This is a genomic window from Cupriavidus oxalaticus, assembly GCF_038900635.1.
In the GTDB taxonomy this organism is placed as follows: domain Bacteria; phylum Pseudomonadota; class Gammaproteobacteria; order Burkholderiales; family Burkholderiaceae; genus Cupriavidus; species Cupriavidus oxalaticus_B.
In genome coordinates this window covers 56,776-82,934 of sequence record NZ_JAYMRX010000025.1, presented here as the reverse complement: position 1 = coordinate 82,934, position 26,159 = coordinate 56,776, and the positions used below count along the sequence as shown (strand labels likewise).

Sequence of the window (26,159 nt, the reverse complement as noted above, 5' to 3'; positions counted from 1 at the left end):
CGTACTGAAGTAAAGACAGGAGACCTCCATGACCTACCGTGCCCCGCTCAAAGACATGCTGTTCGTGATGAACGAGCTCGCGGGTCTAGACGCTGTCAGCCGCCTGCCCGGCTTCGAGGAAGCCACGCCGGAGACGGCCGGCGCCGTGCTCGACGAAGCCGCCAAGTTCAACGAACAGGTGCTGGCGCCGCTTAACCGCACCGGCGACCTGGATCCGAGCAGCTGGAAGGACGGCGTGGTCACCACGACCCCCGGCTTCAAGGATGCCTTCCGCCAGTTCGGCGAAGGCGGCTGGCAGGGCGTGCTGCATCCGCAAGACTTCGGCGGCCAGGGCTTGCCCAAGCTCATCGCCACCGCCTGCATCGAAATGCTGAACAGCGCCAACCTGTCGTTCGCGCTGTGCCCGCTGCTGACCGACGGCGCCATCGAAGCCCTGCTGACCGCAGGCTCCGACGAGCAGAAGGCTACCTTCCTGCCCAAGCTGATCAGCGGCGAGTGGACCGGCACCATGAACCTGACCGAGCCGCAGGCGGGCTCGGACCTGGCCGCGGTGCGCACCCGCGCCGAGCCGCAGGGCGACGGCACCTACAAGGTCTTCGGCACCAAGATCTTCATCACCTACGGCGAGCACGACATGGCGAAGAACATCGTCCATCTGGTGCTGGCCCGCACACCCGATGCGCCCGAAGGCGTCAAGGGCATCTCGCTGTTCATCGTGCCCAAGTACCTGGTCAACGCCGACGGCAGCCTGGGCGAGCGCAACGACGCGCATTGCGTGTCGATCGAACACAAGCTCGGCATCAAGGCCAGCCCGACCGCCGTGTTGCAGTTCGGCGACCACGGCGGCGCCATCGGTACGCTGGTGGGCGAAGAGAACCGTGGCCTGGAGTACATGTTCATCATGATGAACTCGGCCCGCTTCGCAGTCGGCATGCAGGGCGTCGCGGTGTCCGAGCGTGCCTACCAGCAGGCCGTGGCCTATGCACGCGAGCGCGTGCAGAGCCGCCCGGTCGACGGCTCGGCCCGTGAAGGCGTCACCATCATCCACCACCCCGACGTCAAGCGCATGCTGATGACGATGCGCGCGCTGACCGAAGGCGCACGCGCCGTTGCCTACGTGGCGGCCGCCGCCAGCGATACCGCGCACCAGCACCCGGACGAAGCCGTGCGCAAGCAGAACCAGGCGTTCTACGAGTTCCTGGTGCCGGTGATCAAGGGCTGGAGCACCGAACTGTCGATCGACGTCACCAGCCTCGGCGTGCAGGTGCATGGCGGCATGGGCTTTATCGAGGAAACCGGCGCGGCGCAGCACTACCGCGACGCCCGCATCCTGCCGATCTACGAAGGCACCACGGCCATCCAGGCCAACGACCTGGTCGGCCGCAAGACCCTGCGCGACGGCGGCGCCGTGGCGCGCGCGATCTGCGCACAGATCGCCGAGACCGAGGCCGCGCTGGGCAAGCATGGCGGCGCGGCCTTCACCGCGGTCCAGGCGCAGCTGGCCAATGGCCGCGCGGCGCTCGAAGCGGTGGTCGAGTTTGTGGTGGCCAATGCCAAGTCGGACCCGAATGCCGTGTTCGCCGGCAGCGTGCCGTACCTGAAGCTGTGCGGCATCGTGTTCTCGGGCTGGCAGCTGGGCCGGGCGATGCTGGCCGCGGATGCGAAACGGGCCGAGGATCCGAACTTCCACGACGCCAAGATCGCCACCGCGCATTTCTTCGCACAGCACATCCTGTCGCAGGCATCGGCGCTGCGCGATGCCGTGGTCGGCGGTGCCGAGCCGGTCAATGCGCTGACGGCGGAGCAGTTCTGACGGCGCCTTGGCGCGCAGCAGACAAGGGCGGCCTTCGGGCCGCTTTTTTTATCGGGCAGCGACTGGTTGGCCGGCCCTAGCGCTTTGCCGCCAGCTCGGCGTCCAGCACCGTCAAAATGTGATACGCCGCTTCCACCCGCGCCGGCACCGGCATGTTCTTGTTGCCGAGCATCACCAGCCCGATGTGCCTGGCCGGCACGAAGACAACGTAGGCGCCAAAGCCGTTGGTCGAGCCGGTCTTGTTGACCAGCACATTGGCGCCTGGCGCCTGCGGCGGCTCGAGCCTGTCGACCTTGCTGGCCTCGTACACCATCTGCGGCGAGCTGCCGGCCAGGATGGCGCTGACCGGCGTCGGATAGGCATACATCTCCCAGCCCAGCCCCTGCACCATGCCGCCGACCCTGAAGTAGCCGGTGCGCGTGGTGGCGATGGCGCGCTGCATCCTGTCGTCAAGCCCCGCCGGCGACATGTTGGCCTCGACGAAGCGGATCATGTCGGCAGACGTCGTCTTCACGCCGTAGGCCTCGGAATCCAGCACCCCCGGCGATACGCGGGTCGGCTTGTCGTCCTTTGTGTAACCCCACGCGTAGTCCGCCAACAACGGCTTCGGCACCCGGATATAGGTGCGCTTCAGGCCGAGCGCCGGAAACAGGGTCTTCTCCATCAGGTCGTCGAACGGCTCGCCCAGGCTGCGCGCGGCGAGGTAGCCGAACAGGCCGATGCTGGGGTTCGAGTAACGCCGATGGGTACCGGCCGGGTACGCAGGCCGCCAGGCCTTGAAGTAACCGGTCATCGCCTGCGGACTGTTGACCGTCTCCGGAAACTGAAGCGGCAGGCCGCCGGCCGCATAGGTGCCAAGGTCGAGCAGGCTGGTCGTGCCCAAGGCGCTGCCGGCAAGCGCCGGCAGGAATTTACCGGCGGGATCCGACAGCGACATGGCGCCGCGCGCCTGCGCATAGCCCGCCAGCGTCGCGGTGAAGGTCTTGCTGACCGAGCCGATCTCGAACAGGGTCGACTCGGTGACAGGCTTGCCGCCCCGCTTCGCCGTCACGCCATAGTTGAAGAAATACTGTTTGCCGCCGGCCGTCACCGCGACGGACATGCCCGGCACGTTGTGCGCCTTCATCATCGGCGCGATCGCCTCGTTGACAGCGCGTTCGAGCTGGCGCTGGTCGACCTTGTCGGCGGCGTACGTGGCTGGCGTGCACAGCAGGCCGGCGGCGGCAAGCGCCGCGAGGCGCGTGGGGGCAAGGATCTTCATGTCAGGCAGTGATAGGAATGTCGGCAAACCGCGAGGGACTATACGCGTCTCCGCGCGGCTTGCACAATGGCCCCGCCCTGCCTGGCAGGCAGCCGTTCAGGCGGTAAAGCCGCCGTCGGCAACAATCTCGGCGCCGGTCACGAACGATGCATCGGGCCCCGACAGGAAGGCCACCACGCCAGCGATCTCCGCGGGCTGGCCATAGCGGCCAATGGCAATGCCCGGGCCCACGATCTGGCTCACCGGGCCGCCGTCCGGGTTCATGTCGGTATCGGTCGGGCCGGGATGGACGGTATTGACGGTGATGCCCTTCGGGCCCAGGTCGCGCACCAGGCTGCGGCTGAAGCCGGCGACGGCGCCTTTGGTCAGCGTGTACAGCGACGCGGTCGGGAACGCGGCGTAGCGCGTCATGGACGAGCCGATATGGATGACGCGGCCGCCCGGCTTCATATGCCGAACCGCCTCCTGCGTGGCCACGAATACGCCGGTCACGTTGACCGCGATCATGCGCTCGTAAGTTTCGAAGTCGATGTCCTCGATGGCGCTGCCAAGTGCCTGGCCGGCATTGTTGACCAGGATATCGACCCCGCCAAAGGCCTCCACCGTGGCGGCCACGGCGGCGCGCACCGCGGCGGGATTCCCGGCATCGGCCTGCAGCGCCAGGGCCCGGCCACCGCCGGACTCGATCTCTCGCACCAGCGCCTGGGCCTGGTCCGGGGAGGCGCTGTAGGTCAGCGCGACCGCGGCGCCATCGGCAGCCAGGCGGCGGGCGATGGCGGCGCCGATCGAGCGGGAACCGCCCGTGACAAGGGCGATCTTGCCAGCCAGCGGGAGGGTGTGGGTTGCAGTCATGTCTAGCTCCGTTACGTGAAGTGGAAGGTGTGAACGGAGTATGGGCGGTCGATTACCCAATGATTAGTGGTTAATGGTTTGAATTATTTTCAAGCAATGCTGTAAGTGCTGAGGTAAGCTGGATCGCATGGAAACCTTGGCCAACCTCGAGTCCTTTGTCCGCAGCGCCGAAGCCGGCAGCTTCTCCGCCGCGGCCCGGCGCCTGGCGCTGACGCCCGCGGCGGTGAGCCGCAATGTGGCCATGCTGGAGCGCAACCTGGGCGTGCGCCTGTTCCAGCGTTCCACGCGCAAGCTGACGCTGACCGAGGCGGGCGAACGGTTCCTGGCCGCCATCGGCGGCAACCTCGATGCCCTGCAGGCGGCGATTGCCGGCACGTCCGCCGGCGAAGGCGAGCCGGCCGGGGTGCTGAAGGTGAGCCTGGCGCCGACCTTCGGCATGACCCATGTACTGCCGCTGTTGCCTGCGTTCCTGGCCCGCTACCCCGCGATCCGTCCCGAATGGCACTTCGAGAACCGGCCTGCCGACTTGATTGCAGAGGGCTACGATGCCGCGATCGGCGGCGGCTTCGAACTGGCGCCCGGGGTGGTTTCGCGCACGCTGGCGCCGGCACACATGGTCGCCGTGGCAAGCCCGGCATATCTGGACGGGCGCCCCCTGCCCCAGCATCCGGCTGGGCTGGCCGCGCTGGATGGCATCGTGCTGCGCTCCGTCCGAACCGGCCGCCCCAGACACTGGACGATGCGGGATGCCGAAGGCACCGAGGTGGCAACGGCACTGCAGGAACGCATCGTGGTCAACGATCCCGCTGCCATGCGAGAGGCCGCGCTGCTGGGGCTGGGGGTGGCCTTGCTATCGGTCCCGGATGCCTCGCCCTGGCTGGAACACGGCGAGCTGGTGCGGTTGCTGCCGCGCTGGTATGGCGACGCGGGCGCGATCTCGCTGTACTACCCGACCCGCACGCTGCTGCCCGCCAAGACGCGGGTGTTCATCGACTTCGTGGTGGAAGTCTTTCACCGGGAGGGGCTGGCCGAACGTTTTTCCGCCCGTTACGGCCAGGGCCCGAATGCTGGCCTCCGGCGCTGACGCCCCGGCTCAGCCCGCCGCTTCCGGATTGAAGCCAAGCGCGGCGCTGACCACGCGGGCCTCGTGCCGCACGGCGGTGCCGACCGGCCCGTCGATCGACGGATCGAAGCCGCCGGTGGCCCCCAGCGCCGTCAGCACCGCGCACACGCGGCCGGTGTAGTCGCGTACCGGCGCGGCCACGGCGCTGATGCCGGTCAGGTTGGTGTCGCGCACCCAGGCGCAGTCGTCGGCCTGCACGGCGCGGCGCAGCGCGCCGATCGGATCGTCCCGATCGAGCGCGGCCAGCCGCGCCGCCCCGGCCTGCGCCAATTCTTCCTTCGCCTGCTCCTGCACGCGGGTTTCGTCCAGCAGGCCCAGGAATACGCGTCCGGTGGCCGACCAGAGCAGCGGCATCACCGAACCTGCGCGCACGTTCACCGTGACCGGCAAGCCCGGCTCTTCGAAACGCATGATGGTCGGTCCCTTGTTGCCCATCACCGCGACAAAGCACGTCACTTCCAGCGTCTCGCGCAGCCGCACCAGCGAGGCCTCGGCAAGCCGGATCGGGTCGGCCTGGCGCATCGCCGCCATGCCGATCTGCAGTGCCTCGTAGCCCAGGTGGTACTGCTGCGTACCGGATTCCTGCGCGACCAGGCCTTCTTCCAGCAGGCTGACCAGGTAGCGGTGCACCTTGGCCGGGCTTTCGTCGATATGCGCGGCCAGCGCGGTCAGGCTGGCGCGCCCGCCCAGCCGGGCCAGCCCTTTGAGCACCGCCATGCCCGTGACAGCGGACTGCACCCGCTGGCGGCGCTCCCGTGTGCGGGGCGCGGCGGCGTCGGCAGGCGTTTCGGAGGCGGCGGACCTGGAACGGGATGCGGGCATGGCAATGGTGTTGGCAAAGGCAGGCAGATTAGGCCACGGCTGAGAGGGAGACGGTAGAGCGTCGGCGGGGCCACTGGCTTCAAGGTTAACCCTCATTCAATCATTACGCAATGCGTATAAGATTTACGCAAAACAGAAATTCATCGGAGACAACCACATGCCCCGCCCCCTGTTGCCGCGCCTGGCCATCGGCGCGCTCGTCCTGCCCATGCTGTCCGCACTGCCGGCGCACGCGGCCGACACCTACCCTGCCAAGCCAATCCGCTGGATCGTGCCGTACGCCGCCGGCGGCGGCTCTGATTTCCTCGCGCGCACCATTGGGCAAGGGCTGTCGGCCAAGGTCGGCCAGCCGGTCGTGGTGGACAACAAGCCCGGCGGCAACACGGCGATCGGCGCGGCCGAGACGGCACGCTCGGCCGCAGACGGCTACACCGTGCTGTCCGCCGACAACGGCACGCTGGTGTTCAACCCGGTCCTGTACAAGACGCTTTCCTATCACCCGGGCAAGGACCTGGCCCCGGTCACGCTGCTGGGCCGCTTCCCGATGATCCTGGTGGTCGGCGCGAACAGCCCCGTCAAGAGCGCCAAAGAATTCATCGCGCAGGCCAGGTCCACGCAGGGCGGCGTCAACTACGGCTCAGCCGGCGCTGGCAGCCCGCACCACCTGGCGATGGAACTGCTGAAGGTGGAAGCCGGCGGCCTGCCGATGACGCACGCGCCGTACCGCGGCGCCGCGCCCGCGCTGTCCGACGTTGCCGCCGGCCAGGTCGCCGCGATGATGGTCGACTACGCCGCCGGCGCCGGCTTTATCAAGGGCGGCAAGGTGCGGCCGCTGGCCGTGGCCAACGCCACCCGGCTGCCACAGCTGCCCGACGTGCCGACCTTCGCCGAACTGGGCTATCCGCGCGTGGAAGCGGCCGCGCTGGTCGGCATGGTGGTGCCGGCCGCCACGCCGCCCGAGGTCATCAACACGCTGAACAAGGACGTGGTCGCGGCAATCCGCGAGCCGGCGGTGAACAAGCGGCTGGTGGACTTCGGCGTGGAGCCGGTTGGCAATACGCCGGCGCAGTTCAGCGAACTGCTGCGCCTCGAGTCGGCTCGCTGGACCAAGCTGATCCGCGACCTGAAGATCACGCTGGACAACTGAGCGGCACCCGCCTCAGTCCTGGTATCGCCTTGAGGCCGTCCGGCCCGCCCGGACGGCAATGTTTTTTGCAGGAGCACGCAGCATGGCCACCCCCTCCCCCGACACCGCGCGCGGCGGCTGTCCCGTCGACCATTCCGCCTTCACCGCCCCCGATGGCTGCCCGGTGAGCCACAAGGCGGCTGAGTTCGATCCGTTCGGCGACGGCTACCAGCAGGATCCGCCCGAGTACGTGCGCTGGTCGCGCGAGCAGGAACCGGTGTTCTACAGCCCGAAGCTGGGCTACTGGGTGGTCACGCGCTACGACGACATCAAGGCGATCTTCCGCGACAACATCACCTTCAGCCCGTCGATCGCGCTGGAGAAGATCACGCCCACCGGCGACGAAGCCAACGCGGTGCTGGCCTCGTACGGCTATGCCATGAACCGCACGCTGGTCAACGAGGACGAGCCCGCCCACATGCCGCGCCGGCGCGCGCTGATGGACCCGTTCACGCCCGCCGAACTGGCGCATCACGAGCCGATGGTGCGGCGGCTGGCGCGCGAATACGTCGACCGCTTTGTCGACGACGGCCGCGCCGACCTGGTCGACCAGATGCTTTGGGAGGTGCCGCTGACCGTGGCGCTGCTTTTCCTGGGCGTTCCGGAAGAGGACATGGACCTGCTGCGCCAGTACTCCATTGCCCATACCGTGAACACGTGGGGACGGCCCGGGCCGGAAGAACAGGTCGCGGTCGCGCATGCGGTCGGCAACTTCTGGCAGCTTGCCGGGCGCATCCTCGACAAGATGCGCGAGGACCCGTCGGGCCCGGGCTGGATGCAGTACGGCCTGCGCAAGCAGAAGGCATTGCCCGAGGTCGTCACCGACTCCTACCTGCATTCGATGATGATGGCCGGCATCGTCGCCGCGCACGAGACCACCGCCAATGCCTCGGCCAACGCGATCAAGCTGCTGCTGCAGCATCCCGACACATGGCGCGAGATCTGCGAGGATCCTTCGCTGATCCCCAACGCGGTGGAAGAATGCCTGCGCCACAACGGCTCGGTGGCGGCGTGGCGCCGGCTGGTGACGCGCGATACGGAAGTCGGCGGCATCCGCCTGGCCGCCGGCAGCAAGCTGCTGATCGTGACCTCGTCGGCCAACCATGACGAGCGCCACTTCGCCGATGCCGACCTGTTCGACATCCGCCGCGACAACGCCAGCGAGCAGCTGTCTTTCGGCTACGGCTCGCACCAGTGCATGGGCAAGAACCTGGCGCGCATGGAGATGCAGATCTTCCTGGAAGAGCTGACGCGCCGGCTGCCGCATATGCGGCTGGCGCAACAGTCCTTCACCTACGTGCCCAACACTTCGTTCCGTGGGCCCGAGCACCTGCTGGTCGAATGGGACCCGGCACGGAACCCGGAGCGCCGCGACCCGGCGCTGCTGGCGCAGCGCCAGCCCGTGCGCATCGGCGAGCCGTCGGCGCACACCAGCGCGCGCACCGTGGTGGTGGAGAGCGTCGCCCCTGCCGCGGCCGGCGTGGTGCGGCTGCGGCTGGCGGCGCCGGACGGCAAGCCGCTGCCGCGCTGGGCGCCGGGTTCGCATATCGACGTGGAGTGCGGCGATACCGGGCTGTCGCGCCAGTATTCGCTGTGCGGCGATCCCGACGATGCCGGCGCACTGGAAATCGCCGTGCTGCGCGAGCCTGGCAGCCGCGGCGGCTCGGCCTGGGTGCATGACAGCGTCAAGGCCGGCGACCGCTTGCGCATCCGCGGCCCGCGCAACCATTTCCGCTTCGACGAGGGCTGCGGGCGCGCCATCTTCATCGCCGGCGGCATCGGCATCACGCCGGTCAGCGCGATGGCGCGCCGCGCGCGCCAGCTCGGCATCGACTACGAGATCCATTACTGCGGCCGCTCGCGCAGCTCGATGGCAATGCTGGACATGCTGCAGGCCCTGCATGGCAAGCGCCTGCACGTCTACGCCGGCGACGAAGGCCACCGCGCCGACTTCGCCACATTGCTGGCCACGCCGCAGCCGCGCACCCACGTCTACGCCTGCGGCCCGCAGCGGCTGCTCGACGCCCTTGCCGACCTCTGCGCCGCGTGGCCGGAGGACGCGCTGCGGGTAGAGCATTTCGTGTCGCGGCTGGGCACGCTGGACGCATCGAAGGAGCAACCCTTCACCGTCGAGCTGAAGGATTCCGGGCTGGTCATGGAGGTCCCCGCCGGCCAGACCCTGCTCGCGGCGCTGCGCGGCGCCAATATCGATGTGCAGAGCGATTGCGAGGAAGGCCTGTGCGGCTCGTGTGAAGTGCGAGTGCTGGCCGGCCAGGTCGATCACCGCGACGTGGTGCTGACCCGCGGCGAGCGCGACGCCAATGACCGGATGATGGCGTGCTGCTCGCGGGCGGCCGGCGGGTGCCGGCTGGTGCTGGAGCTGTGACGGCAGCCACCGCGCCGGCACAAAGTGCCTCGGACAGCCCGCCGCTCCACGCCAGGCCGGCGGCGCGTAGGACAAAGCCTGACAACGGTAACAAGGGGCAGCGGCTAAAGTAGCAGCGCTACAGTTACCACCCCGCCCCTTTATGCGCTTTACGCCAGCCGCCTCGACGGCGACGCCCCACCGCCACCTGCCTGTCCTTGTTTCCGTGGCCGCCACGCTGGTCGCATCCCTGACCGCCACCGCCGCGCTGGCGGCGCGGCCGGTGGAGAGCCCGCAGCTCTCCGGCCTCGCCACGCTGCTGCTCGGCACCGTGCGCGGCAAGCCGACCGGCATGACCGGCGTCACGCGGCTGACGGCCGGCAATGCCGACCGGGAATTGCGGATGGCCTGCCAGGAGCTGATGCGCGCCGGCCCGCTGGACCTGGACGACACCACGCGCCTGGACGGCTGCGTGACCCGGCCCGGCAAGATCGTCGAGTTCCAGCTCAAGGTGTCGGGCGTGGACGCCACGCGCGACGGCACGCGCGAGTACATGGCATCGGCCAAGCCGATCCTGGAGCGCGGGATCTGCCGCAATCCGGACGTGCCGGTGCTGGGCAAGCTAGGCGTGACCCTGCTGTACCACTACACCGCGGGGCGGCAGTCGCTGGTGCGGCTGAATATCGCGCCGGACCAGTGCCTGCGCAAGTAGGCGCGCAACAGGCGGGGCGCGCACGGGCGCCGCTACCGCTTTTCCCCTTCCCCTAGTACTTCGTCGCAGACCGCCAGCCACGCGCGCGCCGCGTGCGACAGGTAGCGTCCCGGCGACCAGATATGCGCCATGGTCCAGTCCATCGCCGGTTCGGTCAGGCGCGCCATGGCGAGCGTGCCCTGGCCCTGCAGGCGCTCGGCGAGCGGCTGCGGCAGGAAAGTGGTGCCCAGTCCCGCCGCCGCCATCGACGCCAGGAAATCCCAGTGGCCGCTGCGCGCCACGATGCGCGGCTCGATGCGCGCTTCCAGGAAGGCCTGGTTGAGCTTGCGCGTCAGCGAGAAGTCGTCGGTCAGCATCACCAGCGGCTCGTCGCGCAGCGCACCCAGCGTGACGGTGCGCCCGCGCGCCCACTTTGCCTTGCGCGGCCCGACCGCCCAGATCGGGTGCCGGCCGAACTGCCGGGTCTCCAGCGCGAGCCCGCTGTCGCCGGGCAGCACCGTGGCACCCACCTCCAGATCCCCGCTGGCGACCAGTTGCTCGACCACCTGCCCGCCGTGCTCGTCCAGAGTGAGCTGCAGGTTGGGATAGCGCTGCCGGAACGCGCTGACTGCCGGCGAAAAAAACAGGTTGACCATCGGCGGGATGCCAACCGTCAGCTGTCCGCGGCCCAGCGATGACAGGTCGGCCACCTCCAGCGTCAGCCGGTGGACCACGCCGAGCGCTTCCTGCCCGCGCTCGTAGACCACGCGCCCCACGTCGGTCAGGCGCACGCTCTTGCCTTCGCGGATCAGCAGCGGCTGGCCGACCTCGTCCTCGAGCTGCTTCACCATCTTGCTGATGGTCGACTGGGTGACGAACAGCGAACTCGCCGCCTGCGTGAAGCTGTGCAGGCGCGCGGTCTCGACGAAATAACGCAGCGCGCGGATATCGATAGGCATGTGGAGCAGGCTGGACCGCGGATGGCACGGTCCATGAACAAAATGAATGGCGAAGCAAATATTAAATCATGAATGGAATGCCAAAGGTTTGACTACACTTCGCTTCCACACATCGCCCCTGCACGACTGCGCCGCCATGAAGCGTGGAGCGGCAGGCGGCGCTGCGCGCCCCCAAACTCCTTGTCTTCAAGACCCCATTCCATGGCTAGCTGGCCGAATGCACGACAGTGGCTGTTCTCGCTGAAGGCATTCGCCGCCGCGATGCTGGCGCTCTATATCGCGCTGGCGCTCGGCCTGCCGCGCCCGTACTGGGCGATGGCCACGGTGTATTTCGTCTCGCATCCGCTGACCGGCGCCACCCGCTCCAAGGCGGCTTACCGCGTCGCCGGCACGGTGCTCGGCGCCACTGCTGCGGTCGCGACAGTACCGCAGCTGGTCAACATGCCAATCGTGCTGATGGGCGCGATCGCACTGTGGATCACCGTGCTGGTGTACCTGTCGCTGCTGCAGCGCTCGCCGCGCAGCTATGTGTTCCTGCTGGCGGCGTACACACTGCCGATCGTGGCGCTGCCGGCGGTCAGCCAGCCGGCGCAGATCTTCGATATTGCCGTCGCACGCATCGAGGAAATCGTGATCGGCATCCTCTGCGCCGGGCTGGTCGGCTCGATCGTGTTCCCCGCCAAGGTGGCGCCCGCGCTGCGCCTGCGTGCGCAGAGCTGGCTTGCCGACGCCAGCGGCTGGGCCGCGGCGATCCTGCGCGGCAGCCCCGGCGCCGAAGACGGCCGCCATCGGCTTGCCAGCGACATCCTGGCGCTGGACCAGCTGATCACGCAGCTCGCCTATGACACCGAAGGCAGCCGCACGCTGCGCCATGCGCGCGCGCTGCGCCAGCGCATGACCATGCTGATGCCGCTGCTGTCGTCGCTGGAAAGCGTGCTGCAGGCGCTGCGCGGCCTGCCCGGCGGCATGCCGGCGCCGCTGCGCCAGGCACTGGATTCGACCGCCGCCTGGCTGGACAGCGGTGCCGCGCAGCCGGCTCCGCCACTGCACCGCGACTGGCGCCGGTACGGCGCGGACGGAGACTGGCCGGCGCGGCTCGCCGCCACCGCCACTGACCATCTGCAACGCCTGTGCACGTTGTACGCGGAATGCCTGGCGCTGCAACGTGGCATCGCCGAACACGGCCCCGGGGCGCCATCCGCCACCAGCCAGCCGGCACCCGACGGCACCGGCCACCACCATGACCACGGCATGCTGCTGTTCGGCGCCGTGTCCAGCGGGCTGGCGGTGTTCTGCGCCGGGCTGCTGTGGATTTTCTCGGGCTGGGAAGACGGCGCCGGCGCGGTGGCGGTGGCATCGATCGCCTGCTGCTTCTTTGCCGCCATCGACGAACCGCGCCGGATGGCCGGTCCCTTCCTGCGCTGGAGCCTCGCGTGCCTGCTGGTGGCCTCGGGCTATCTGTTCGTGGTGGTCCCGCACGCGCATACTTTCGAGACGCTGGCGGCGATGCTGGCGCTGCCCTACCTCGGCGTCGGCCTGCTGGTGGCGCGGCCGGGCTTCCAGCTGATCGCAATGCTGCTGTCGGTCAACACCGCGTCGTTCGCCAATGTGCAGACAGTCTTCGACGCGGATTTCCTCGGCACTTTCAATGCCTGCCTGGCCAGCGCCGCCGCGATGCTGTTCGCGCCGCTGTGGTCGATGGCGGTGCGCCCGTTCGGCGCGCGCGCGGCGGCGCACCGGCTGGTGCGCGCGAGCTGGCAGGACCTGGCGCAGGCGGCCACGCTGCGCACGGGGGATGGCGACGCACGGCTCGGCGCGCGCATGCTCGACCGGCTCGGCCAGCTGGTGCCACGTTTGGGTGCCGCCGGCGACCCGCTCTCTTCCGATGGCTTCCATGCGCTGCAGGCCGGCTATTGCGCGCTGGCGCTGCACAAGGCGCTGCCGAACCTGCCGCCTGCGGCACGCAAGCCGGTGCGCCGGGTGCTGGCGGCAGTCGCACGGCACTACCGGTCACGGCTGCGCAGCGGCCATGCCGTGACGGCACCGGCGGCGCTGTCGCGCTGGGTCGCCGATGCCATCGCCGCGCTGCCACGCCAGGACAGCGGTGCGCTGGGCGCGCTGGTGGTGCTGCAGGTAACGCTGCACCCCGGCGGCGAGTGCCCGCCGGCGCGCGCGGACTGACCCCACTCACCGCTCTAGTGTCATGAGTTGGAAGTTCGTTGCGGAAATAAGTCTGTCGAGAAGGCGTGCGAGCCTAGGAGCGAAGCGCAGCAAGGCTGGATCCTTGCGAGCATTTGCGACGACGGATCGTGCGTCTTATCGGCAGACTTATGCAACGAACTTGCGATTCATGACACTAACTGCCCCCGATGCTCAGTGAAATCGATCTCTATGGCGTGTTCGTGCCAGGCGTGCTGGTGCTGATGGTGCTGGCCTTTGCCGTCACCACGGCGATCCGCATGACGCTGGCCGCGTTGGGCTGCTACCGGCATATCTGGCACCGCTCGCTGTTCAACCTTTCCCTCTATGTGATCGTCCTGGGCGCCGTGGCGGCAGTCTTCGCCGCGGTGCCGGGACTGCCGTCATGACATTAAGACTCCGCCCCCTGCTTCCCTTGCTGCCGACGCTGCTGGCCGTGCTGGCCGCCGTGCTGGTGCTGCGCCACCTGTGGGACTACTACACCGCCGCGCCGTGGACGCGCGACGGCCATGTGCGCGCCGATATCGTTCAGGTCGCGCCCGACGTCTCCGGGCTGGTCACGCGCGTGCTGGTGCGCGACAACCAGTACGTGCAGCGCGGCGAGGTGCTGTTCGAGATCGACCGCGACCGCTACGCGCTGGCGCTGCAGCAGGCGCTGGCCACCGCCGCCACGCTGCGCGCGACGCTGGGCCAGGCGCGGCGCGAAGCCGCGCGCAACCGGGCGCTCGACGGGCTGGTGGCCGGCGAAGTCGCCGAACAGGGCCGCGCCCGCGTGGAGCAAGGCGAAGCCGCGCTGGCGCAGGCCGAGGCCACGGTGCGGCTGGCGCGGCTGAACCTGGAGCGCACCAGCGTGCGCAGTCCGGTGGCCGGCTACCTCAATGACCGCCTGCCGCGCCTGGGCGACTACGTGTCCACCGGCCGCCCGGTGCTGTCGATGGTTGACGCGGCGTCGTTCCATGTGGAAGGGTATTTCGAGGAAACCAAGCTGCACCGCATCCCTATCGGCAGCCTGGTGGACGTCCATATCATGGGCGAGCCGCGGCACCTGCGCGGGCATGTGCAAAGCATCGCCGCCGGCATCGAGGACCGCGACCGCAGTGCCGGATCCAACCTGCTGCCCAACGTCAACCCGACCTTCAACTGGGTCCGGCTGGCGCAGCGCGTGCCGGTGCGCATCGTGCTGGAAGACGTGCCCGCCGACGTCAGGCTGGTGTCGGGCCGCACCGCGACGGTGTCGGTGCGAGAACCCCGGCGCCAGGCCGCCGCGCGATCATGAGTGCGCCCCGTCGCTGGCTGGCGTGCGCGGCTGTGTGCCTGTGCGCCTGCACCACGGTGGGCCCGGACTACCGCGTGCCCGACCGCGCCGCGTTCAAGGCGCCGCAGGCCAACGGCGCGCTGCAAGGTGGCAGCACGCATGGCGTCGACATCGGCGCGGTCCCCGACGACTGGTGGCGCCTCTATGACGACGCGCGGCTCGACTGGCTGGTGCGGCAGGCGCTGGCGGCCAACACCGACATTCGCGCCGCCTCGGCCAACCTGCGGCGTGCGGTGGCGCTGCTGCATGAAGTCGAGTCCGAGAACCTGCCACAGGGCGGCGTCGACGCCAGCGTTGCGCGCGCGCAGCTGTCGGCCCAGAGCTTCCTGCAGACCGTCAAGCCGCCGGTGTTCAACCTGGGCGATTTCGGCTTCGGCGTGTCTTACCTGGTCGATTTCTTCGGCAAGCTGGCGCGTGCCGACGAGGCCGCTCTCGCCGGGGCCGAGGCCAGCGAGGCCACTCTTGACATGGTGCGCGTCAGCGTGGCCGCGCAGACCGTGCGCGCCTACGTGCAGGGATGCGCCGCCACCCATGAACTGGCTGTGGCCACGCGGCAGCTTGCGGTGCAAGAGCGGACGGTGGACGCAACCCGCCGGCTGGTCGCCGCCGGCCGCACGCAGCCGCCGGACGTGGCACGCGAACGCGCCCGCGCGGAAGCGTTGCGCGCCGCCTTGCCGGCCTTCGCGGCGGAGCAGGCCGCGGCGCATTACCACCTGGCGCTGCTGCTGGGCAAGCCGCCGTCGGCACTGGCGCAGGACCAGGTCGATTGCCATGCCGAGCCCGCATTGCACGCGCCGCTGCCGGTGGGCGACGGTGCCGCGCTGCTGCGGCGCCGCCCCGATATCCGCCAGGCCGAGCGGGAACTGGCCGCGGCGACCGCGCGCATCGGCGTTGCCACCGCGGACCTGTATCCGTCGATCCGCATCGGCGCCAGCGCCGGCCTGACCGGCGTGCTCAGCGACCTTGGCAGCGGCCCGACGGCGCGCTGGAGCCTGGGCCCCTTGCTGAGCTGGTCGCTGCCGACCAACGGCGTGCGCCACCGCATCCACGGCCATGAGGCGGCCGCCGACGCCGCGCTGGCACGGTTCGACGGCGCGGTGCTGCGCGCGCTGCAGGAAACTGAAACGGCGCTGTCCGCCTATACCCGCGCGCTGGAGCGGCGCGAGGCGCTGCATGCGGCGCGCGAGCAGGCCGGCGAAGCCGCGCGCCAGCAGGTGCGGCTGCAGCAGGCCGGGCGCATCCCCTACCTCGACCGCCTCGACGCCGAGCGGACGATGGCCGATGCCGAGGCCGCGCTGGCCGCGGCCGAAGCGCAGGTGTCATACCGCCAGGTGGACCTCTTCCTCGCGCTGGGCGGCGGCTGGCAAGCCGGCCGCAAGGTGTCGGCAGTGTGGGGAACCGGAATTCGCCGGACTGCGATTCCAGATAAATCAATGACTTGACGGCTAATTCCATCGCGGATCGGCCGCGTAAGACCGGAATTAGCGTTGCAACCGGCAATTTCCACGTTGTGAGGCGGAAGAGGCCATGGCCCTGCTTTCTCCCCTGCTCTGGCACGTGAAGAGCATCTGGCGGTCTCCAGCGCCGCCAATCACTGCCGCGCTTCATCGCGGCAGCAAGCAATGCCAGGGAGCCGCATTTATGCGTTGTTTATGCCGTGAGCCAAGGTCTTTATACAATTTTTACAGCTGCGCCCATACATTGATATCAAGTGCCGGTAGCGGTGGAGCTGTGTACAAGCAACATCCAGGCGTAAAGCTGAGCCCCGCGCCGGACTACGGACGATCAATTGCTGAAGCGAGCATGAAACCCCCTGTTCCGCTGTTCTTCACCTGTACGGTGTGCGGGCACGTTCATTCAGAGAGCCTGCAGGACATGATCTCGGGAAAGGTACCGCTGCCCCTCACTTGTCCCGCTTGCCATTGGGAGTTGAGCGTTGACTGGGACTGGATCACTAGTCAGGCCGAGCAAATGGGGCTTATCTCCACTGTGCGATGAGGTGAAGGCTTAAGCGATGCGTTCCAGCTGTTCCACGCTTCCGAGATTCAGACATCGCTGCCCGAATATATTCCATGGCCGCCTGTACCTCGCACTGACGAAGCGGCGCGGCGCATTATGCGGCCGAGCGGGTCTGCAACAGCCGGTTGACATACCTATACTGCACTCATGTAACCGGCAGCTTGAAATGATGCTACGCATTCATCCGGCACAGGGGTTGTTGGGATGGCATGCAATAACGACAAGCTAAAGAACCGTGGACGCGCATGCATTGAATGACGAAGTATCTGGTGCTGCACACACACAGCAATCGCGTGCTGCGTTGACGCTTGCCGCATTGGGTGTCGTGTATGGCGACATCGGCACCAGTCCGCTCTATGCGGTCAAGGAGACTTTCAGTCCGGCGCATGGCATCCCACTCACGCCAGAGAACATTATTGGCGGCATCTCGGCGATTTTCTGGGCCCTGATGGTGGTGGTCTCGCTCAAATACGTAATATTGATCATGCGCGCGAGCAATAAGGGCGAAGGCGGCATCATGGCACTGCTTGCGCTTGCTGTCTCTTCCGTCAAGAAGCAGAACGGGTCGATAACACCGATCCTTGTCGCCGGCCTGATTGGTGCGGCGCTATTCTACGGCGACGCAGTGCTGACTCCAGCGATCTCGGTACTGTCCGCGGTCGAAGGTCTTGAGGTTGGCACAACTGCCTTCAAGCCTTACGTTCTACCAATTGCTGTCGGGGTACTACTCGCGCTATTCCTGATCCAGCGACACGGCACGGCGACGATCGGGGCGTTCTTCGGACCAATCATGGTGCTCTGGTTCTTCGCCCTGGCCGCAGCAGGCGTATACAGCATTATCAGGCATCCCACCATTCTGGCAGCGCTCAACCCGCTGCATGCGCTGGGCTTTCTGACCCAGCATGGCTTTGCGTCGTTTGTCGTGCTGGGTGCCGTGCTGCTTGCGTTCACGGGAGCCGAAGCGCTGTATGCCGACATGGGACATTTTGGCAGCGGACCCATCCGGGTTGCATGGTTCGGCCTGGTGTTCCCCGCTTTGGCACTTAATTATCTGGGGCAAGGTGCGCTGCTGGTTGTCAATGAAAAAGCCCTTGAGAATCCCTTCTTTCTGCTATACCCATCGTGGGCGCTATATTTGATGGTCGGACTCGCAACCGCGGCAACCGTCATCGCCTCCCAGGCCACCATCTCCGGCGCCTATTCATTGACCAAGCAGGGAATCCAACTGGGCTACCTTCCTCGCATGAATGTGGTGCACACCTCAGCAAAGGCCATTGGCCAGATCTATCTGCCAGGCCTTAATGCGATCCTCCTTCTGGCCGTCCTTGCCGCAGTCCTCGGTTTCGGATCCTCGTCGAAGCTGGCGTCGGCATATGGGGTCGCGGTCACCGGCACCATGCTGACCACCACTATCCTGACCTTTTTCGTCATCCACTACGGCTGGGGCTACAAGCTGCTGCCCAGTTTGTTCGCAACCGGTTTTTTCCTCCTGGTAGACGCAGCGTTCCTGTCCTCCAGTTTGTTAAAAGTCGCCGAAGGCGGCTGGTTCCCGCTAGCGCTTGGCGCGGGCATGTTCATTGTGATGATGACCTGGGTCCGCGGTCGGGCCTTGCTTTTTGAACGGCTTCGCAGTTCCGATTTGGCGCTTGAACCGTTCCTGCAGTCGTTGTCCCAGGATCCGCCGTCACGGGTTCATGGCACGGCGGTATTTCTCACCGCAACGCCAGAAGTAGTGCCGCACGCCTTGATGCACAACCTCTACCACAATCAGGTGCTGCATCAGCGTGTCTTGTTCCTTACGGTGAAAATGAAGGAAGTGCCATGGGTATCGGCCATGGAAAATGCCACCGTCGAGCCACTGAGGCAGGACTGCTATCGAATCGTGCTGCGCTTCGGTTTTATGGATCGTCCGGACGTTCCCAAGGCACTCGCAGGATTGGCGTTGGATGGAGGGTTCGAGTTGATGGAGACGTCGTTCTTCCTGAGTCGAGAGACCATCATCCCCGTAGCCAGCAAGCCCAGCGGGATGGCGCTGTGGCGCGAACATTTGTTTGCGACGATGAGCAAGAACGCGGGCAGCCCCGCAGAATATTTCAATATACCGCCCAATCGGGTGATTGAGATCGGCACGCAAGTGCAAATATGAATTGTTGAGGAACGAGGGGCCGCGGTCATTTGCAAATGATCCAGGGCCAACCTTGTCGGCGATTACCAGATTTTTCGGGATGTATAGATCGGTGTACACGGGCGGAGGTACATTTTGGATCGATCGTCATTTCTCTCCAGACTCCTAGGGCCGACATTTGTCTCAATCGCAGTCGGCATGCTTGTCAATCTTGGCTTCTATGAGAGCATGATCGCGGAGGCGCTGCACTTTGGCGTGCTGTTCTATCTATCGGGCTTGCTGTCGATGCTCGCTGGCCTCGCTATCGTAAATTTGCACAACCAATGGCATATGGACTGGCGTGTAATCATTACAGTGTTGGGCTGGCTTTTGCTAATCGGCGGCATTATTCGCATTGTTTTGCCGCAAGTTGCTATCGCGGTAGGCTCGACCGTTTATAGCAGCCGGACCTCAACCATCTTGGCGGCCCTGATAATCGGTACGCTCGGCATTTTCTTGAGCTACAAGGGTTATCTACGGCATGGCTGACTTCGTCCGTCGATCCTATTCCTGAAGGCCACGACGCCTGGATCGCAAGCAATGATGAAAAAAGCGACTGATATTTGTCCTTTTAAATCATCACAGGAATGGATCGGCGTGACTACACTTCGTCTCGTGCCCCGGCGCCTTGCGCGCTCCGGCACCGCCCACCAGGCGAACCGGACGGCTTGCGGCCAGGCAGATCCGCTTACCCCGCACGGCCCTCAGGAAGCTGCAAGGCCGTGCCGTCCTCTCACCCAAAACACAGCAGACATGCATAACAACGATCTCAAAGCCCTCCTTGCCACGACGCTCTCCATCGCCGCCCTCGGTGCCAGCGTGCTCGCCTGCGGCCCCGCCGCCGCGCAAGGCATGAATGACCATGGCACCGAAGCCGACCGCTACGGCTTCAACCTGCAGCACAACGGCAAGCGCGATCCCTTCACCGAAGGCGCGCACGTCAACGGCAAGCGCGATGCGTTCACCGACGGCGCCAACCAGCCGGCAGCCGGCATGGACCTGGCGGGCTTGGACCGCACCGGCGTCTCGGCACCGCCGGCTCACTCCGCCTGAAAAGCCCCCCGCCCGCCGCGGCGTTCGCCGTGGCGGCACCGCTGGCCGGAAGGACCTGTTCCGGCCAGCCCCTGTTTCCGTTCCACGACATTCCCATGAAGTCCATCCTGCTCGCCATGCTCGCGCTTGGCGCCATTGCCGCATCCCTGCCCGCCAGTGCGGGCCCTGATTGGTCCGTGATCGAGCGCGCCCGCGCTCAGGCACGCGCCCTCCAGGCGGCCCCCTGCGCACAAAGCGCCGACGCCGCGCCCGTGCGTGCAACGCCGGCTACTGCACGCTGAACGCTACTGAGGCGCGCGCTCCGGTGCTAGATTGGAAAGGCTTGCTGGCGGCAAATGCCAGTAGCGCCTGACAAGGCACAAACCAAACGACCCCACTTCAGCGAGGAGCCGCGCATGTCCCTCCCTCACCTAGCTTCCGGACAGATCGCCAGCGTGCTGCCCCTGGGCACGCGACTGGACCAGACTGTCACCCAAGCCCTGTTCAAGGAAGGCCCGCTGGAAGTGATGCGGCTGGTGCTGAAGGCGGGCAAGCATGTGCCGCCCCATTCGGTCGACGGCCCGATGACGGTGCAGTGCCTGGAAGGCGAAGTCCGCCTGCGCGTGGACGGCGCCGAACGCGGACTCTGCCAGGGCGACCTGCTCTACGTCGGCCCATGCGTGCGCTATGACCTGACCGCCGACACCGATGCGTCGGTGCTGGTGACGATGGTGCTGCCGGCCGGCCGCTGACACGCCGGGGGCCAGGTATTAGTCCTGGCCGGGCGCCATGACGGGCAGCACGCCGTCAAGGATCGCCAGCGCCGTGGCGTAGTCGTACGCCTCGATCGCGGCTTCCAGTTCGGCCAGCCTGCCGGCGGGCACCGCCGGCGCCAGTTCGGCGCGCTGCGCGGCGAGGGTCGATCCGGCTTCGCTGGCGCCTTCGCGCAACTGCCGCCGCAGCCGGATCAGCGCCTGCGCAGCGGTTCCGGCGGACGGCCGGCCCGGCGCTGGCGATGCTGGCAGCGCCGCGGGTGCATCGGGCAGGTGCAGGCGCAGTGCCGCCAGCAGATCCGACATCGCCGCTTGCAGCGTGGCCGCCTGAAGCGCGGTGCCGCCGTCATCGCCGTCATGGCCGCCGCCGCTGCGCAGCGTGGATTCCAGCGCCGCGGCGGCGCGCGACACCGCCATCGCGCCCAGGTTGCCGGCCACGCCGGCCAGCTCATGCGCAAGCCGCGCAGCCTCGCCGGCACGGCCGTGCGCGAGCTTTGCGATGTGCGCGCCGGCATCGGCGTATCGGTCGTGCAGCCGCGCCAGCAGGCCACGGTAAATCTCCGGCTGCCCGCCGGCGCGCGCGAGCGCAGCCTTGGTATCGAGCACGCCGGTCGCGGCGAGCGCGCCAAGCCATGCCGGCCACTGTGGCGCCACGGCTGGCACCGTGCCGCCACGGGTCAGCCAGCGGTGCACGGTGGCAAAGAACACCGGCGGGCTGATCGGCTTGGCGATATGGTCGTCCATGCCGGCCGCCAGGCAGCGTTCGCGGTCCTCGGGCAGGGCGTTGGCGGTCATGGCGACCACCGGCAGCGCGGCAAGCCGCGCATCGGCGCGGATGCGGCGCGTGGCCTCGACGCCGTCCATCACCGGCATCTGCATGTCCATCAGCACCAGGTCATACGCCTGCGTGGCCAGCCGCTCGAGCGCGGCCCGCCCGTTGTCGGCGGTGTCTGGCGTGATGCCGGCCTGCTGCAGCAGGTGTACCGCGACCTCGCGATTGATTTCGTTGTCTTCGACCAGCAGCACGCGCCGCTGCGGCAGCGACCAGCCCGGGCCGGGCGCCGCGCGCACCGGCTCGGCCGGCGGCGGCGTGCCGGGTTCGGCGGCCAATACCCGCAGCGTGGCATCGAACAGCACCGACGGGCTGACCGGCTTGAGCAGCAGCGCTTCGAAGCCGCCCTGCTCGCCGGCGCGCATCACCGCTTCGCTGCCGTTGGAGGTCACCATCAGCGGCCGCGGGCGCGGCCAGCGCAGCGCCAGCCCGGCCAGCCGGCGCGCGGTCTCGATGCCGTCCAGGCCGGGCATGCGCCAGTCGATAAAGGCGGCGTGGTAAGGATCGCCCTCGGCATCTGCGGCCTGGACCGCCGCCAGCGCCGCTTCGCCCGAGGCGGCCTGGTCGGCGCGGAAGCCGAAGCGGCGCAGCATCGCGGCGATGACCTGGCGCGCGTAGCCGTGGTCGTCGACCACCAGCAGGCGGCGTCCGGCCAGTTCCGGCCGCACCAGCAGCGCCGGGGCGCGCTGGCTGCCCGGCAGCAGCGACAGCTCGAACCAGAATGTGCTGCCCTCTCCCGGCGTGCTGTCCGCGCCCAGCGTGCCCCCCATCAGTTGCACCAGCCGCTGGCTGATCGCCAGGCCCAGGCCGCTGCCGCCATAACGGCGCGTGGTCGAGCTGTCGGCCTGCTCGAAGTTCTGGAACAGCCGCCCGATCGCATCGGGCGCGATGCCGATGCCGGTGTCGCGCACGGCGAAATGAAGCCGTACCCGCGGCAGCTCGTCGTTGCCGCTGCAGGGCGCCACGCGCATCACGCGCACCACAATCTCGCCGCGCTCGGTGAACTTGACCGCGTTGGTGGTGAAGTTGATCAGCACCTGGCGGATGCGCAGCGGATCGCCGCGCAGCGCGTCAGGCACGTCGGGCGCGACCTCGACGATCAGCTCCAGCCGCTTGGCCGCGGCCCGCTCGGACACGAGATCGCCCACGGTGCGCAGCACGCGCTCCAGCGAGAAGTCGATCTCTTCCACTTCGAGCTTGCCGGCCTCGATCTTGGACAGGTCGAGGATGTCATTGAGGATGCCAAGCAGGTGCTGGCCCGAACGCTCGATCTTCTCGACATAGTCGCGCTGCTTGGGATCGAGCCGCGTGTCCAGGGCCAGGTGGGCCATGCCGATCACCGCGTTCATCGGCGTGCGGATCTCATGGCTCATGTTGGCGAGGAAGCTGGCCTTGGCCTGCGCCGCCGATTCCGCGGCGTGCTTGGCCTCGGCCAGTTCGGCGTTGGCGATGGCGAGTTCGCGGGTGCGCTCGGACACCTTGTGCTCCAGCGTCTGCGACAGCTCCTTCAGCTCGCGATGCGCGCGCACCTGGCTGGTGATGTCGATGCCGACCGAACCCACGCCGACCACTTCGCTGGTGGCCGGATTGCACACCGGAAAGCGCATCACCTGCAGTTCGCGCGTGCCCTCCGCGGACTGCATCGTGTAGATGTGTTCCTCGGCCAGCCCGGTGGCCATCACGCGCTCTTCGATATCCCAGCGCTCCTGCGTGCCGTCGGGCATCACCGGCAATTCGCGGTCGGTGCGGCCCAGCGCCACGCTCTCGGTCTGTCCGATCAACGCCTGCGTGGCCGGGTTCAGCGCCAGGAAGGCGTGGTTGCGATCCTTCAGGTGCATGATCGCGGGCGAATGGTCGAGCATCGCGCGCAGCCTCTCCTCGCTGTGCGCCAGGCGCAGCTGGCCACGGCGCAGCGCCCACGCGGCCAGGCCGATCAGCAGCAGGATCGCCAGCGCCATGCCGATGACCACCGAGCGCGTCGACAGGTACGAGTGGAAAGCCTCCTCCATGTCCTGCTCGAGAATCAGCCCGCTCGCCAGCGCCGGCACCCACAGCCCGGCGCCGGCCACGCGCCGGCCGCGGTAGTCGCGGTAGCCGAAGCCAAGCTGCAGCGTCTGGTGCGACAGCACCTGCTGCGCCAGCCGGGTCAGTGGCGCGCCCGGCGGCAGGCGGTAGGTGCCATTGCCGTCGGCCACGGGAACACGCGCCACGGTATGGAACATCGACGCCATGCCGGGCGCCAGCAGCCCCTGCGCGGCGAGTTCTTCATCGAAGCGCGCGGGCGACACCAGGCGGCCCTGGCCGTCGATCATGTACAGGTCGCCGCTGCGGCCATAGCGCGCCGCCGTGACGATCTGCAGCATGACCGCGTGTGGGTCAATGCGCAGGCACAGGGTGCCGGCCACCCGCCCGGCATCCGGGTCGGCTGCCTCCCACAGCCGCGCGCATACCACCTGGAACGTCGGGACGGCGGCGCGACCGGTGCCATCGGGCATCAGCTGCGGGCCGGGATACGGCGCGGACACCGCGGCCCCGTCGTGGCGCGCACGCTGCGCGGTGCGGGCAGACTCGGGCAACAGCAGCTGGCCGTTGCGGTCGGCCAGCCCGGAGGCCACGATGCGATCGTCCGCGGTCACCAGCGCAAAGCCGATATAGCCGTGCGAACGCAGCAACGGCGCGATCCATCGGGCGAATTCCGCCGACTGCGCCGGCGTGGCATCGCCGTGGCTGGCGAGCAGCGGCAGCGCCAGACGCACGGTGTCGTCCAGCGCCGCGATCGACACGGCGCGGCGGCGCTGCTCGCCGGCCCAGACCTCAAGCAGCCGCGCCGTGGTGTTGACGGTGGCGCCCAGGCGCGCGCCCACGATGGCCTGCTCGTTCTCGCGCACCACCGAGGCCGCGCCGAGTGCGAGCAGCCAAACCGCCACCGCCAGCAGCGCGGCATAGGCGAGCAGCGGGCCGAACGGCCGCGCGCCAGCGCGGCGGCGCAGTGCCATGCGCAGCGACGACATGCCGGTCAGCCCTGCACGGGGGCCGGCACCGGCTCGGCACCGGCCGGATCGGCATATTCCAGCGCGATCGCATGGAATTCGCCGGTGATCGCCAGGAAGGCGTCGATCACGCGCGGATCGAAATGGCGGCCACGGCCCTCGCCGATGATGCGCACCGCGTCTTCATGCGCAAACGCGGGCTTGTAGACGCGGCGCGAGATCAGCGCGTCGTAGACATCGGCCACCGCCATCAGCCGCGCCGACAGCGGGATCGCTTCGCCGGCCAGGCCGTCGGGATAGCCGCTTCCGTCCCATTTCTCGTGGTGGTGATGCGCGATCTCGCGCGCGTAGCGCAGGAACGAGCTGGTGGTGCCGCACTGGGCCTCGGCATCGGCAATGGCATCGCGGCCCAGCGTGGTATGGGTCTTCATGACCTCGAACTCTTCGGCGGTGAGCTTGCCGGGCTTGAGCAGGATCCGGTCGGGGATGCCGACCTTGCCGATATCGTGCAGCGGCGCGGACTTGAACATCAGGTCAATGGCCTTGTCGTCGAGCCTGCCGGCGAAATCCGGCTCGTGCTGCAGCTTGCGCGCCAGTGCGCGCACATAGTGCTGGGTGCGTCGGATATGGTTGCCGGTCTCGTTGTCGCGGGTCTCGGCCAGCGCCGCCAGCGCGATGATGGTGGCGTCCTCGATCAGCTCGATCTCGCGCGTGCGGCGCTGCACCTCGGCCTCGAGCCAGGCCGAGCGGTCGCGCAGGAAATCGTGCGCCTGCTTGAGCGCCAGCTGGCTGGCAATGCGCGCGCGCGCCACCGGCGCGCTGACCGGCTTCATGATGTAGTCGACCGCGCCGACCTCGAAGCCGAGCGCCTCGTCGTGGGCCTCGGCCCGTGCGGTCAGGAAGATCACCGGCACGCTGGCGGTGCGCGCGTCGGCCTTGAGCCGCCGGCACGCCTCGTAGCCGTCCATGCCAGGCATCGACACATCCATCAGGATCAGGTCGGGTGGCGCTTCGCGCGCCAGCTGCAGCGCGGTGTCCGCCCGGGTCGCCACCTTGACGCGGTACAGGTCCTGCAGCAGCGCGACCATGGCCGCAATGTTTTCGGGAACGTCGTCGACGACCAGGACTGTCGGCCGCTGGTCGGGGCTAAGGGCGCTCATTTGTCGAAATTGGCGGTTGAGACCGTCTTGTTTCCTGCGCGCCGGGCGCGCGGGCCGTTGCCGGGCTGGTCGCCCGCGCGGCCTTCATGGGCCATTGCGCGGAAGCGACTTCTGCACAATCGGCAGAAATGCTCCGGCCTGTCCCCTCCCAAAGCAGGGTTGAGCGCCCTGGTGCGGTAAAAATTGCCGCAATGTGCCGTATTAGCTACTTATTGCAATCAGCTGATGCGCCGCATGGCTTCCCGGATCGGATCCGCATCGGTCGGCCGCACCAGTCTGGCAACTTCCTGCCCGTCGCGCAGGAACACCAGCGTCGGCCACAACTTGATGCGGAACGAGCGGCCGAGCGGGCGTCTGCTACCGTCCTCGACCTTGATATGGCGCAGGGCGGGATGCACGGCGAACGCTTCGGCGAGCGCGGGCTGCGCACGCTGGCAGAAGCCGCACCATGGGGCGCCGAATTCGAGCACGGTGCCGCCGTTCAGCGCATCCACTTCGGTACGGGGCGGCTCGGTGGCCGCGTAATGCTCGGTCATGGGCATGGTCGGGTCCTTGGTTCGATGATGACAAGGTGCGGTCGGCACGCATGGTCGCATTGCTGCC

The 26,159-nt window shown here is 67.9% G+C and carries 21 protein-coding genes; 14 read left to right on the top strand and 7 right to left on the bottom strand.

Features of this window, described 5'->3' with window-relative positions:
• Positions 1 to 28: 28 nt before the first annotated feature.
• The gene (locus VSR71_RS28910; RefSeq protein ID WP_342917085.1) at positions 29 to 1,813 is read left to right on the top strand and encodes an acyl-CoA dehydrogenase; all 1,785 of its coding nucleotides are present in this window, start codon (positions 29 to 31) and stop codon (positions 1,811 to 1,813) included.
• Between the two features lie 76 nt (positions 1,814 to 1,889).
• Here VSR71_RS28910 and ampC read toward each other — a convergent pair whose 3' ends face one another.
• Together ampC and VSR71_RS28900 are read right to left on the bottom strand one after the other, a co-directional pair.
• Entirely contained in the window at positions 1,890 to 3,074 is a 1,185-nt protein-coding gene (ampC, locus tag VSR71_RS28905) for a class C beta-lactamase (protein WP_342917084.1), read from the bottom strand.
• 96 nt (positions 3,075 to 3,170) lie between these two features.
• Positions 3,171 to 3,926 (bottom strand): SDR family oxidoreductase, encoded by a 756-nt coding sequence (locus tag VSR71_RS28900; RefSeq protein WP_342917083.1) that lies wholly within the window; start codon positions 3,924 to 3,926, stop codon positions 3,171 to 3,173.
• Between the two features lie 127 nt (positions 3,927 to 4,053).
• Between VSR71_RS28900 and VSR71_RS28895 the strand changes: the two genes are divergently transcribed.
• Positions 4,054 to 5,010 (top strand): LysR family transcriptional regulator, encoded by a 957-nt coding sequence (locus VSR71_RS28895; RefSeq protein WP_342917082.1) that lies wholly within the window; start codon positions 4,054 to 4,056, stop codon positions 5,008 to 5,010.
• Positions 5,011 to 5,019: 9 nt separating this feature from the next.
• Here VSR71_RS28895 and VSR71_RS28890 read toward each other — a convergent pair whose 3' ends face one another.
• Positions 5,020 to 5,871 carry an IclR family transcriptional regulator gene (locus VSR71_RS28890; protein WP_342917081.1) on the bottom strand — a complete coding sequence of 284 codons (852 nt, stop codon included), beginning with the start codon at positions 5,869 to 5,871 and terminating at the stop codon, positions 5,020 to 5,022.
• Positions 5,872 to 6,028: 157 nt separating this feature from the next.
• Between VSR71_RS28890 and VSR71_RS28885 the strand changes: the two genes are divergently transcribed.
• From VSR71_RS28885 to VSR71_RS28875, 3 genes are all read left to right on the top strand, one after another.
• Positions 6,029 to 7,018: a tripartite tricarboxylate transporter substrate binding protein gene (locus tag VSR71_RS28885; RefSeq protein WP_342917080.1), complete on the top strand. Its 990-nt coding sequence runs from the start codon at positions 6,029 to 6,031 to the stop codon at positions 7,016 to 7,018.
• Positions 7,019 to 7,100: 82 nt separating this feature from the next.
• A complete protein-coding gene (locus VSR71_RS28880) occupies positions 7,101 to 9,443 on the top strand; it encodes a cytochrome P450/oxidoreductase (protein ID WP_342917079.1) in 2,343 nt (780 codons plus the stop codon).
• 142 nt (positions 9,444 to 9,585) lie between these two features.
• On the top strand, positions 9,586 to 10,134 hold the full coding sequence (locus tag VSR71_RS28875) for a hypothetical protein (protein WP_342917078.1): 549 nt from the start codon (positions 9,586 to 9,588) through the stop codon (positions 10,132 to 10,134).
• A 32-nt stretch (positions 10,135 to 10,166) separates the two neighbouring features.
• Here VSR71_RS28875 and VSR71_RS28870 read toward each other — a convergent pair whose 3' ends face one another.
• A complete protein-coding gene (locus tag VSR71_RS28870; protein ID WP_342917077.1) occupies positions 10,167 to 11,072 on the bottom strand; it encodes a LysR family transcriptional regulator in 906 nt (301 codons plus the stop codon).
• A 201-nt stretch (positions 11,073 to 11,273) separates the two neighbouring features.
• Between VSR71_RS28870 and VSR71_RS28865 the strand changes: the two genes are divergently transcribed.
• From VSR71_RS28865 to VSR71_RS28825, 9 genes are all read left to right on the top strand, one after another.
• Complete coding sequence (locus VSR71_RS28865; RefSeq protein ID WP_342917076.1) at positions 11,274 to 13,253, top strand: FUSC family protein; 1,980 nt, start codon at positions 11,274 to 11,276, stop codon at positions 13,251 to 13,253.
• 188 nt (positions 13,254 to 13,441) lie between these two features.
• A complete protein-coding gene (locus tag VSR71_RS28860) occupies positions 13,442 to 13,660 on the top strand; it encodes a DUF1656 domain-containing protein (RefSeq protein WP_209761630.1) in 219 nt (72 codons plus the stop codon).
• Positions 13,657 to 14,547, top strand: coding sequence for an HlyD family secretion protein (locus VSR71_RS28855; RefSeq protein WP_342917075.1), 891 nt, complete (start codon positions 13,657 to 13,659; stop codon positions 14,545 to 14,547). Before VSR71_RS28860 ends, VSR71_RS28855 begins: the two co-directional genes overlap by 4 nt.
• A complete protein-coding gene (locus VSR71_RS28850) occupies positions 14,544 to 16,028 on the top strand; it encodes an efflux transporter outer membrane subunit (RefSeq protein ID WP_342917074.1) in 1,485 nt (494 codons plus the stop codon). The genes VSR71_RS28855 and VSR71_RS28850 overlap by 4 nt, the downstream gene beginning before the upstream one ends.
• A gap of 827 nt (positions 16,029 to 16,855) precedes the next feature.
• Positions 16,856 to 18,751: a potassium transporter Kup gene (locus VSR71_RS28845; protein WP_342917073.1), complete on the top strand. Its 1,896-nt coding sequence runs from the start codon at positions 16,856 to 16,858 to the stop codon at positions 18,749 to 18,751.
• A 177-nt stretch (positions 18,752 to 18,928) separates the two neighbouring features.
• A complete protein-coding gene (locus VSR71_RS28840) occupies positions 18,929 to 19,258 on the top strand; it encodes a hypothetical protein (RefSeq protein ID WP_342917072.1) in 330 nt (109 codons plus the stop codon).
• Positions 19,259 to 19,522: 264 nt separating this feature from the next.
• Positions 19,523 to 19,822 carry a hypothetical protein gene (locus VSR71_RS28835; RefSeq protein ID WP_342917071.1) on the top strand — a complete coding sequence of 100 codons (300 nt, stop codon included), beginning with the start codon at positions 19,523 to 19,525 and terminating at the stop codon, positions 19,820 to 19,822.
• Positions 19,823 to 19,917: 95 nt separating this feature from the next.
• On the top strand, positions 19,918 to 20,103 hold the full coding sequence (locus tag VSR71_RS28830; protein ID WP_342917070.1) for a hypothetical protein: 186 nt from the start codon (positions 19,918 to 19,920) through the stop codon (positions 20,101 to 20,103).
• Positions 20,104 to 20,217: 114 nt separating this feature from the next.
• Positions 20,218 to 20,553: a hypothetical protein gene (locus VSR71_RS28825; RefSeq protein ID WP_342917069.1), complete on the top strand. Its 336-nt coding sequence runs from the start codon at positions 20,218 to 20,220 to the stop codon at positions 20,551 to 20,553.
• 18 nt (positions 20,554 to 20,571) lie between these two features.
• Here the strand turns inward: VSR71_RS28825 and VSR71_RS28820 are convergent, their stop codons facing one another.
• The 3 genes from VSR71_RS28820 to VSR71_RS28810 all read right to left on the bottom strand — a co-directional run bounded on the left by VSR71_RS28820 (position 20,572) and on the right by VSR71_RS28810 (position 26,098).
• Positions 20,572 to 24,417: a response regulator gene (locus VSR71_RS28820; protein WP_342917068.1), complete on the bottom strand. Its 3,846-nt coding sequence runs from the start codon at positions 24,415 to 24,417 to the stop codon at positions 20,572 to 20,574.
• Between the two features lie 5 nt (positions 24,418 to 24,422).
• Positions 24,423 to 25,556, bottom strand: a complete 1,134-nt coding sequence (locus VSR71_RS28815; RefSeq protein ID WP_342917067.1) for a two-component system response regulator — start codon at positions 25,554 to 25,556, stop codon at positions 24,423 to 24,425.
• A gap of 218 nt (positions 25,557 to 25,774) precedes the next feature.
• On the bottom strand, positions 25,775 to 26,098 hold the full coding sequence (locus VSR71_RS28810; RefSeq protein ID WP_342917066.1) for a thioredoxin family protein: 324 nt from the start codon (positions 26,096 to 26,098) through the stop codon (positions 25,775 to 25,777).
• Between the last annotated feature and the right edge of the window lie 61 nt (positions 26,099 to 26,159).

Coding starts and splice junctions, on each gene's coding strand:
- VSR71_RS28910 (WP_342917085.1), top strand. CDS start 29: ATGACCTACCGTGCCCCGCTCAAAGACATGCTGTTCGTGATGAACGAG.
- ampC (WP_342917084.1), bottom strand. CDS start 3,074: ATGAAGATCCTTGCCCCCACGCGCCTCGCGGCGCTTGCCGCCGCCGGC.
- VSR71_RS28900 (WP_342917083.1), bottom strand. CDS start 3,926: ATGACTGCAACCCACACCCTCCCGCTGGCTGGCAAGATCGCCCTTGTC.
- VSR71_RS28895 (WP_342917082.1), top strand. CDS start 4,054: ATGGAAACCTTGGCCAACCTCGAGTCCTTTGTCCGCAGCGCCGAAGCC.
- VSR71_RS28890 (WP_342917081.1), bottom strand. CDS start 5,871: ATGCCCGCATCCCGTTCCAGGTCCGCCGCCTCCGAAACGCCTGCCGAC.
- VSR71_RS28885 (WP_342917080.1), top strand. CDS start 6,029: ATGCCCCGCCCCCTGTTGCCGCGCCTGGCCATCGGCGCGCTCGTCCTG.
- VSR71_RS28880 (WP_342917079.1), top strand. CDS start 7,101: ATGGCCACCCCCTCCCCCGACACCGCGCGCGGCGGCTGTCCCGTCGAC.
- VSR71_RS28875 (WP_342917078.1), top strand. CDS start 9,586: ATGCGCTTTACGCCAGCCGCCTCGACGGCGACGCCCCACCGCCACCTG.
- VSR71_RS28870 (WP_342917077.1), bottom strand. CDS start 11,072: ATGCCTATCGATATCCGCGCGCTGCGTTATTTCGTCGAGACCGCGCGC.
- VSR71_RS28865 (WP_342917076.1), top strand. CDS start 11,274: ATGGCTAGCTGGCCGAATGCACGACAGTGGCTGTTCTCGCTGAAGGCA.
- VSR71_RS28860 (WP_209761630.1), top strand. CDS start 13,442: ATGCTCAGTGAAATCGATCTCTATGGCGTGTTCGTGCCAGGCGTGCTG.
- VSR71_RS28855 (WP_342917075.1), top strand. CDS start 13,657: ATGACATTAAGACTCCGCCCCCTGCTTCCCTTGCTGCCGACGCTGCTG.
- VSR71_RS28850 (WP_342917074.1), top strand. CDS start 14,544: ATGAGTGCGCCCCGTCGCTGGCTGGCGTGCGCGGCTGTGTGCCTGTGC.
- VSR71_RS28840 (WP_342917072.1), top strand. CDS start 18,929: ATGCTTGTCAATCTTGGCTTCTATGAGAGCATGATCGCGGAGGCGCTG.
- VSR71_RS28835 (WP_342917071.1), top strand. CDS start 19,523: ATGCATAACAACGATCTCAAAGCCCTCCTTGCCACGACGCTCTCCATC.
- VSR71_RS28830 (WP_342917070.1), top strand. CDS start 19,918: ATGAAGTCCATCCTGCTCGCCATGCTCGCGCTTGGCGCCATTGCCGCA.
- VSR71_RS28825 (WP_342917069.1), top strand. CDS start 20,218: ATGTCCCTCCCTCACCTAGCTTCCGGACAGATCGCCAGCGTGCTGCCC.
- VSR71_RS28820 (WP_342917068.1), bottom strand. CDS start 24,417: ATGTCGTCGCTGCGCATGGCACTGCGCCGCCGCGCTGGCGCGCGGCCG.
- VSR71_RS28815 (WP_342917067.1), bottom strand. CDS start 25,556: ATGAGCGCCCTTAGCCCCGACCAGCGGCCGACAGTCCTGGTCGTCGAC.
- VSR71_RS28810 (WP_342917066.1), bottom strand. CDS start 26,098: ATGCCCATGACCGAGCATTACGCGGCCACCGAGCCGCCCCGTACCGAA.